This window comes from Ruegeria sp. BC3 (assembly GCF_056539265.1).
This window is the reverse complement of the sequence record NZ_JBQFUP010000008.1, coordinates 146,911-154,617: the sequence shown is the minus strand read 5'-3', so window position 1 is coordinate 154,617 and position 7,707 is coordinate 146,911. Positions and strand designations below refer to the sequence as shown.

The following is a 7,707-nucleotide window of genomic DNA, read 5'->3' as shown; positions in this document are numbered from 1 at the left end:
CTGCGGTCAGCGTCGTTTTACCATGGTCAACGTGGCCAATCGTGCCGATGTTGACGTGCGGTTTTGTACGCTCAAACTTTTCCTTTGCCATTCCTCAGGCGCCCTTTTACGATTTGGGGGACCCTTGGTCCCGTGGTTACATCTGCGCGCGCGAGATATTTGGTTCAAAGGGGAAAATCAAGCACATCCTGCGTTAAATTCGGTTTAAGACGCCGGATTTTGCGTGACTTCGACGGATTCCAGCGGCTGGATCAGGTCTGGTCGCTTGTCGAACCAGCCATTGTCCTTGTGTTCTTCGGCCAACCACTCTTCGACACGGTCGGCAACTTTCAGTGCAAGACCGTCCATTTGCTCTTCTCTGGTGCGGGTGTGACCCGAGCCAGCTAAAGCACTTTCACCAGTGGTATCTTCCAGAACCTGAAACTGCTTGCCCTTGGCCAGAAACTCTTTCTTGCGGACGTCGTAGACATTTACCAGGACGATAGCCGTACTCTTTGGATTGTAGATCACAGGCACGCCGGGAGGCGCGAGCATGTAACCTTCCAGGCTGATCCCAATATCATACTCCTGCGCGCCCTCATATCGACCGAGACGAATGTTCACGGCGTTCTGAATCGCATCTTCCCACTCTTTGGGCGTCGCATCCCGCGACACCGGACCTTGCCGGGCCTTTTCCGCGAAGGCGTAGTTAACGCGCAGCTTGAACTCGCCCAGCGACTCAGGGGCTTCATAAACCTGCGTCTGTGTACACGCGCCCATAAGGGCTAGTCCGGTTATCAGGGTCAAAGCTCGTAGCATTTTCTCGTCTCGATAGGCCTGTTTTCTTTGATCTAGCGCACCGATACGGCTTGTGCCAAGCCGTATCGGCGGAATTTCACTGCTGTGGCCGCCTGATCACGAAAACTTATAGTCTCGTGGGAAGCCGTAGGGCGGCTTTTTGCCCACACTGGCCCGCTTGGCCAGCCATTGGGACATATCCGCTTCGTGTCGCGTCTTGTCGCCGCCCATGGACCATTTGAGACCATCTTCCCAGTTGAAGGTCGTGATGTCGGAGAGGCCGCCATCCAGTTCAAGCGTGCCCTGACGGCCCCGCGCCATATTGTATTTCTGCAAACGCACGCCCTTGCCGCGCCCCATCTCTGGCAGTTCTTCCGTCGGAAAGACCAGGAATTTGCCGTTTTGGGACACGACAGCCACGTGATCGCCTTCCACAGGCTTACAGATCATTGCCGTCTCATCACCCTTGACGTTCAGCACCTGTTTCCCGTTTCGGGTCTGCGCCAGCACGTCATCTTCGGGAACCATGAACCCGTTGCCCGCATCCGAAGCCACCAACAGCTTGCGCCCGGGCTTATGGATCAGAATATCAATGATCTGCGCCTCGTTCGGAAGATCGACCATCAAGCGCAGCGGTTCACCCATGCCCCGGCCGCCGGGAAGGTTGGCGGCGCTGACCGTATAGAACCGGCCGTTCGAGGCAAACACCAACAGGCGGTCGGTAGTTTCTGCATGGAAGATAAACCGTGGACCGTCGCCATCCTTGAACTTCAACTCTCGCTTCAGGTCGATATGACCGGTCATGGCGCGAATCCAGCCCATCTGAGAGCAGACGACCGTAATCGGTTCCTTGTCGATCATCGCCTCAAGCGGAACTTCTTCGACCTGTCCGGCCTCGGCGAACTGCGTGCGACGCGCGCCGCCTTCGTAGTCTTTGCCGAAGGTCTTCTTGGTCTCTTTCAGCTGCTCCGCGATCTTGGCCCATTGCAGAGCAGGATCGGCCAGAAGGTCTTCGAGGTTGGCGCGTTCCAGCATCAGCTCATCTCGCTCGCGCACCAGTTCCATCTCTTCCAGACGGCGCAGGCTGCGCAACCGCATGTTCAGAATGGCGTCAACCTGAACCTCAGACAGTTCGCCCTCACCCGGTTTCGGCGAGACATAGTCGGATTCGTCGGTGGCGCGAACGTGATCAATCCCCCAGTCCTCACGCATCAACGCGGCTTTGGGATCGTCGTCGTAACGGATGATGTCGATCACGCGGTCGAGGTTGAGGAAGGCGACAATAAAGCCTTCCAACACTTCCAAACGATGGTCGATCTTGCCCAAACGGTGACGCGAGCGGCGGATCAACACCTCTTGCCGGTGGTCAAGGAAGGCGCGCAGCACTTCCTTCATCGAGCAGACTTTCGGAGTCACACCGTCGATCAGCACGTTCATGTTCAGGCTGAACCGCACCTCGAGGTCCGAGTTGCGATAGAGCATGCCCATGAGCACCTCGGGGTCCACGTTCTTGGAGCGCGGCTCGAGGATCAGGCGGATGTCGTCTGCGGATTCATCGCGCACATCGGCAAGGATCGGGATTTTCTTGGTCTGGATCAGTTCCGCGATCTTTTCGATCAGTTTGGATTTCTGAACCTGATACGGGATCTCGGTGACAACGATCTGCCACTGACCGCGGCCCAAATCCTCGACCTCGAACTTACAGCGCAGACGGAAGGACCCGCGCCCGGTGCGGTAGGCCTGCGCGATGTTCTCGGGCGGCTCGACGATGACACCACCAGTCGGGAAATCCGGACCGGGCACATAGTTCAACAGAGTGTCGTCCCGCGCATCCGGCGTTTTGATCAGATGCAAACAGGCGTCGCATAGCTCTGAAATGTTATGCGGAGGGATATTCGTCGCCATACCCACCGCGATCCCACTGGCACCGTTGGCCAACAGGTTCGGGAACTGCGCGGGCAGTACAACCGGCTCGGTCAGCGTGCCATCGTAGTTGTCGCGAAAATCGACGGCGTCTTCGTTCAGACCCTCAAGCAGCGCCTCGGCCACGATGGTCATCCGCGCCTCGGTGTATCGAGAGGCCGCCGGGTTATCGCCGTCGATATTGCCGAAGTTCCCCTGCCCGTCGACCAGCGGATAGCGGACGTTGAAGTCCTGCGCCAGACGCGCCATCGCGTCGTAAATCGCGGCGTCGCCGTGCGGGTGATAGTTACCCATCACGTCGCCCGAGATTTTCGCGGACTTCCGGAACCCACCCGTCGCACTGAGTCGCAGTTCGCGCATCGCATAAAGGATTCGCCGGTGAACCGGCTTCAACCCGTCGCGCGCATCCGGCAAAGCCCGATGCATGATGGTGGACAAAGCGTAGGTCAGATAGCGTTCGCCAATCGCGCGGCGCAGCGGTTCAGCTACCTCGCCCCCACCTTCGGGGGCCTCCATGTTGGGGTCGTCGATCGTATCGTTCATATATGATGTGATACGCCGCAAGAGCGCGCTGGTAAAGCAATCAGCAGGTATTTTGATGGGGACAAGTCGCGCTTTTTGCAACAGGGGGAGGCAAGTCACGGATTTCCCCCGTTTTTCGACTCGGACCCCAAATTATGCTAGGCTGTCTTCATTAGACTGCTGCCTTTTTCTTGTACCTTATGATTGCCGGGGGATGCGCCATGACGCGCCTTATTGTTTTGACTTTCGCTGCACTGGGCTGGTGCTTTTACGTGATGAGCGGCGGGCCGAATTTTGAACCGCGTGGCCTGCGAACCGAACAACCAGAGCGCGTTGCCTCGGTACCGAAACCTGCGCCTGTTGCCCCGGCGCGCGTCGAAGAGCTGGTGACCAATGTCGCTGTGCGCACTCCGTCAGAGCGTGTCCAAACATCCATCAAGACCGAAGAGGTTGTTCAGATCGTGGCCGAAACAGCCAGCCTTCCCAGCTTGTCCGGGGTGACGGTCTTTGATGACCAGAGCGCCACCATCACACTGGCTTCGCTGGAAGACGGCGTAGCAGGTTTGCGTCAGGTCACTGAAGAGCCGGTGGAGGTCGAAGCGACTCCCGAGCCGGCGCGGGATATCCGCGAGATAACCGGTACACGGGTCAACATGCGCGATGGGCCGGGCACGATCTATCCGATCATCGGCAGGGCGACCATCGGACAGCAGGTCGAGGTGCTGAGCGAATCCGGCACCGGCTGGTTGCGCCTGCGCGTGTTGCCGGCGCAACAGGTCGGCTGGATTTCCGCCTCGCTGGTTCGAAAAATCGAAAACTGACGTGGTGCCATCATTGTCCTGACCGTATCCGCGCAATAGCTTTGGCGTGGGTTAACGGTCAGGAAGATCATGCAGAAAACCATTCTTATCACCGGGTGCTCGTCCGGCATAGGCCTTGATGCAGCACACGGTATGCGTGCACGCGGCTGGCGTGTTTTTGCGTCATGCCGACAGCAGCGCGATTGCGATCGTCTAAGGGCCCAGGGTTTTGAAAGCCCGCGTATCGACTATACCGACACCGACAGTATCACCTCGGGCTTGGCCGAAGTGCTTGAGGCCACGGGCGGCACTCTGGACGCGCTGTTCAATAATGGGGCGCACGGCCTGCCGGGTGCGGTCGAAGACCTGCCGACAGATGGCCTGCGCGCGATATTCGAAGCCAATTTCTTTGGCTGGCACGAACTGACCCGGCAGGTGATTCCGGTCATGCGGGCACAAGGGCACGGACGAATCGTTCAGAACTCGTCTGTTTTGGGGTTTGTCGCCTTTCCCTGGCGCGGTGCCTACGTTGCGACCAAATATGCCATCGAAGGTTTGACCGACACGCTGCGCCTTGAGCTGGCTGGAACCGATATCAAGGCCATCCTGATCGAACCCGGCCCGATTACCTCGAAAATCCGCGAAAACTCGATCCCCTTCTTCGAACGGTTCATCAACTGGGAAACCTCGGCCCTGCGCGACAGATACGAGGCTTCACTGTTGAAAAGACTGTACGAATCCTCCGGCCCGGACCGCTTTGAGCTGCCCGCATCCGCAGTGACTGACAAGCTGGCCCATGCGGTCGAGTCCAAACGTCCGCGCCCGCGCTACTACGTGACCACGCCGACCTATATCGCCGGCTACCTGCGCCGCCTTTTGCCGACCCGGACCATCGACCGTATCTTGTCCGACGTCTGAGGCGAAATTACCCGTTCGCTTTTCACAAGTGGGGGTCTAGATGGTACCCTCAGGAAACAAGAGAAGCGGACGGTGTACCCATGGACCTTTTGATGGTCGTTTTGTTGTTGGCCATGGCGGCAGTTGTCGTCGTGCTGGTGATTGGCATTTCGAACTTCGGCAAAGCCGGTAAAAGTGCCGCGCTGAAAAGCAACAAGATGATGCAACTGCGAATTCTGTTCCAGTTCATTGCCGTGGTGCTGATCGTGCTCTACGTCTGGCTGCGCGGACAAGGAGTTCAATAAATGGTCGTACTCAACAAGATCTACACGCGCACCGGCGATGACGGGAAAACTGCTTTGGGCAATGGCGAGCGGGTCGCCAAATATTCGGGCCGGGTGACGGCCTATGGGACGGTTGACGAGTTGAACGCTTTTGTCGGCGTGGCCCGAACCGAGGCCGAGGGCGAGGTTGATGCGGCTCTGGCTCGTATTCAGAACGATCTCTTCGATCTGGGCGCAGATTTCTGCCGCCCGGACATGGAAAAGGACGCCGAGGCCGACTATCCTCCGCTGCGGATCGTTGCAGCACAGATCGACCGGTTGGAAGCCGAAATCGACGTGATGAACGAGACGCTGGAACCTCTGCGCAGTTTTATCCTGCCCGGTGGATCGCGCTTGGCTGCCCATCTTCATGTCTGCCGCACCGTGTCGCGTCGGGCCGAACGCCTGGCTGTTGAGCTGACCAATATGGAACCCGTGAACGAGGTCGCGGTGAAGTATCTCAACCGTCTGAGCGACTGGTTTTTTGTCGCTGCGCGCTGCGCCAACGATAACGGCACAGCGGACGTTTTGTGGGTTCCCGGCGCCAACCGCTGAGCATTGCCAAAGCAATTAAGTTTCGCGCCGTTGCGTCAAAATATACGAAACGCGACGTCTCAAGTTCATGACGTGACGATTTTGCCCTGTTGCAGCGTGAATTGAGACGCTATTCAGTCGTCCGAGAGCATTGGTGGAGTCGCAACGCGGCTTACCGTTATTTGTGAGGAGCAAGCGCAAAATGAAGGTACTCGTGCCTGTCAAACGCGTGATTGACTATAATGTGAAGGTCCGCGTGAAAGCGGACGGTAGCGGTGTCGATCTCGCCAATGTCAAAATGTCGATGAACCCGTTCGACGAGATTGCCGTCGAAGAGGCGATTCGTCTGAAAGAAGCGGGCAAGGCTGATGAAGTCGTTGCGGTTTCGATCGGCGTGAAGCAGGCGCAGGAAACCCTGCGTACCGCGCTGGCCATGGGTGCAGACCGCGCCATTCTGGTTGTTGCAGCCGATGACGTGCACACCGATATCGAGCCTCTGGCCGTTGCCAAGATCCTAGCCAAAGTGGTCGAGGAAGAGCAGCCCGGTCTGGTTCTGGCCGGTAAGCAGGCAATCGACAACGACATGAACGCCACCGGTCAAATGCTGTCGGCCCTGTTGGGCTGGTCGCAGGGCACCTTTGCGTCCGAAGTCGACATCGAAGGCGACAGCGCCAAGATCACCCGTGAGGTGGATGGCGGTCTGCAGACCATCAGCGTCAAGATGCCGACCATCGTGACCGTTGACCTGCGCCTGAACGAGCCGCGCTATGCGTCGCTGCCGAACATCATGAAGGCGAAGAAAAAGCCGCTGGATGAGAAAACCGCCGCCGATTACGGCGTCGACGTCACGCCGCGTCTGGAAATCGTCAAGACCGAAGAGCCGCCGGCACGTGCCGCTGGTATCGTCGTTGGCTCGGTTGACGAGCTGGTCGAGAAACTCAAAGAAGCGGGGGCTGTGTAATGGCTGTTCTTCTTCTCGCAGAAGTCAACAACGGCGAACTGGCGCTGGACGCCACCGCCAAGGCTGTCACCGCCGCGAAGGCACTGGGTGACGTGACTGTTCTGGCCGCGGGCGGGTCTGCCGCTGCTGCCGGTGAGGCCGCTGCCAAGATCGACGGTGTCTCCAAGGTTCTGGTTGCCGAAGACGACTCGCTTGGTCACCGCCTGGCGGAATCGACCGCTGCCCTGATCGTAGGTCTGGCGGATGGCTACGAGCACATCGTTGCCCCGGCGACCACCGACGCCAAGAACGTAATGCCCCGCGTTGCAGCTCTGCTGGACGCCATGGTGATCTCGGATGCCTCCGGCGTGGTCGACGGTTCGACCTTCGAGCGTCCGATCTATGCGGGCAACGCGATCCAGACCGTGAAATCGAACGACGCCAAGAAAGTCGTGACCTTCCGCACCGCGTCTTTCGACGCAGCGGGCGAAGGCGGCTCGGCCGCGGTCGAGACCATCTCTGTTGGTGACAACCCGGGTCTGTCTTCGTGGGTCGAGGACAAGGTTGCCGAAAGCGATCGTCCGGAACTGACCTCGGCTGGCGTTGTTGTTTCGGGCGGCCGTGGCGTCGGCTCGGAAGAAGACTTCAAACTGATCGAAACCCTGGCCGACAAGCTGGGCGCCGCTGTTGGCGCGTCGCGCGCTGCTGTTGACTCCGGCTATGCCCCGAACGACTGGCAGGTTGGTCAGACCGGTAAGGTTGTTGCACCTGACCTGTACATCGCAGTGGGCATCTCGGGCGCGATCCAGCACTTGGCTGGTATGAAGGACTCGAAAGTCATCGTTGCGATCAACAAGGACGAAGAAGCTCCGATCTTCCAGGTCGCAGACTTCGGACTGGTCGCCGACCTGTTTGCAGCCGTACCTGAGCTGACCGAAAAACTCGGCTAACCTTACAGTTTCCATTGAGGAAAACGAAAGGGCCCGCCAAT

At 58.6% G+C, this 7,707-nt stretch carries 9 protein-coding genes; 6 read left to right on the top strand and 3 right to left on the bottom strand.

The genetic code is table 11. The annotated features are described in order from the left end of the window. From ACR0MV_RS19030 to parC, 3 genes are all read right to left on the bottom strand, one after another. Positions 1–91, bottom strand: a 91-nt coding sequence (locus tag ACR0MV_RS19030; protein ID WP_215675807.1) for a GTP-binding protein, incomplete at its 3' end; no start/stop codon positions are given. A gap of 113 nt (positions 92–204) precedes the next feature. Next, positions 205–798 carry a hypothetical protein gene (locus ACR0MV_RS19025; RefSeq protein ID WP_170428710.1) on the bottom strand — a complete coding sequence of 198 codons (594 nt, stop codon included), beginning with the start codon at positions 796–798 and terminating at the stop codon, positions 205–207. A gap of 96 nt (positions 799–894) precedes the next feature. Beyond that, positions 895–3,243 carry a DNA topoisomerase IV subunit A gene (gene parC / locus ACR0MV_RS19020; protein ID WP_170469353.1) on the bottom strand — a complete coding sequence of 783 codons (2,349 nt, stop codon included), beginning with the start codon at positions 3,241–3,243 and terminating at the stop codon, positions 895–897. Between the two features lie 200 nt (positions 3,244–3,443). On the opposite strand from parC, the gene ACR0MV_RS19015 reads away from it, so the two are divergent. The 6 genes from ACR0MV_RS19015 (at position 3,444) to ACR0MV_RS18990 (ending at position 7,666) form a co-directional block, all read left to right on the top strand. Continuing rightward, on the top strand, positions 3,444–4,043 hold the full coding sequence (locus ACR0MV_RS19015; protein WP_480703283.1) for an SH3 domain-containing protein: 600 nt from the start codon (positions 3,444–3,446) through the stop codon (positions 4,041–4,043). A 69-nt stretch (positions 4,044–4,112) separates the two neighbouring features. Further along, on the top strand, positions 4,113–4,940 hold the full coding sequence (locus tag ACR0MV_RS19010) for an SDR family NAD(P)-dependent oxidoreductase (protein WP_170469356.1): 828 nt from the start codon (positions 4,113–4,115) through the stop codon (positions 4,938–4,940). A gap of 80 nt (positions 4,941–5,020) precedes the next feature. After that, positions 5,021–5,224 (top strand): twin transmembrane helix small protein, encoded by a 204-nt coding sequence (locus tag ACR0MV_RS19005; RefSeq protein ID WP_170428719.1) that lies wholly within the window; start codon positions 5,021–5,023, stop codon positions 5,222–5,224. Then, positions 5,225–5,797: a cob(I)yrinic acid a,c-diamide adenosyltransferase gene (locus ACR0MV_RS19000; protein WP_170428722.1), complete on the top strand. Its 573-nt coding sequence runs from the start codon at positions 5,225–5,227 to the stop codon at positions 5,795–5,797. Between the two features lie 181 nt (positions 5,798–5,978). Continuing rightward, positions 5,979–6,737 carry an electron transfer flavoprotein subunit beta/FixA family protein gene (locus ACR0MV_RS18995; RefSeq protein WP_170428725.1) on the top strand — a complete coding sequence of 253 codons (759 nt, stop codon included), beginning with the start codon at positions 5,979–5,981 and terminating at the stop codon, positions 6,735–6,737. Next, positions 6,737–7,666: an electron transfer flavoprotein subunit alpha/FixB family protein gene (locus tag ACR0MV_RS18990; RefSeq protein ID WP_170428728.1), complete on the top strand. Its 930-nt coding sequence runs from the start codon at positions 6,737–6,739 to the stop codon at positions 7,664–7,666. The genes ACR0MV_RS18995 and ACR0MV_RS18990 overlap by 1 nt, the downstream gene beginning before the upstream one ends. Positions 7,667–7,707: the final 41 nt, after the last annotated feature.

Bases quoted from the DNA above. Each gene is read 5' to 3' on its own strand.
- ACR0MV_RS19000 (WP_170428722.1), top strand. From the start codon at position 5,225: ATGGTCGTACTCAACAAGATCTACACGCGCACCGGCGATGACGGGAAA.
- ACR0MV_RS19015 (WP_480703283.1), top strand. From the start codon at position 3,444: ATGACGCGCCTTATTGTTTTGACTTTCGCTGCACTGGGCTGGTGCTTT.
- ACR0MV_RS18995 (WP_170428725.1), top strand. From the start codon at position 5,979: ATGAAGGTACTCGTGCCTGTCAAACGCGTGATTGACTATAATGTGAAG.
- ACR0MV_RS18990 (WP_170428728.1), top strand. From the start codon at position 6,737: ATGGCTGTTCTTCTTCTCGCAGAAGTCAACAACGGCGAACTGGCGCTG.
- ACR0MV_RS19005 (WP_170428719.1), top strand. From the start codon at position 5,021: ATGGACCTTTTGATGGTCGTTTTGTTGTTGGCCATGGCGGCAGTTGTC.
- ACR0MV_RS19025 (WP_170428710.1), bottom strand. From the start codon at position 798: ATGCTACGAGCTTTGACCCTGATAACCGGACTAGCCCTTATGGGCGCG.
- ACR0MV_RS19010 (WP_170469356.1), top strand. From the start codon at position 4,113: ATGCAGAAAACCATTCTTATCACCGGGTGCTCGTCCGGCATAGGCCTT.
- parC (WP_170469353.1), bottom strand. From the start codon at position 3,243: ATGAACGATACGATCGACGACCCCAACATGGAGGCCCCCGAAGGTGGG.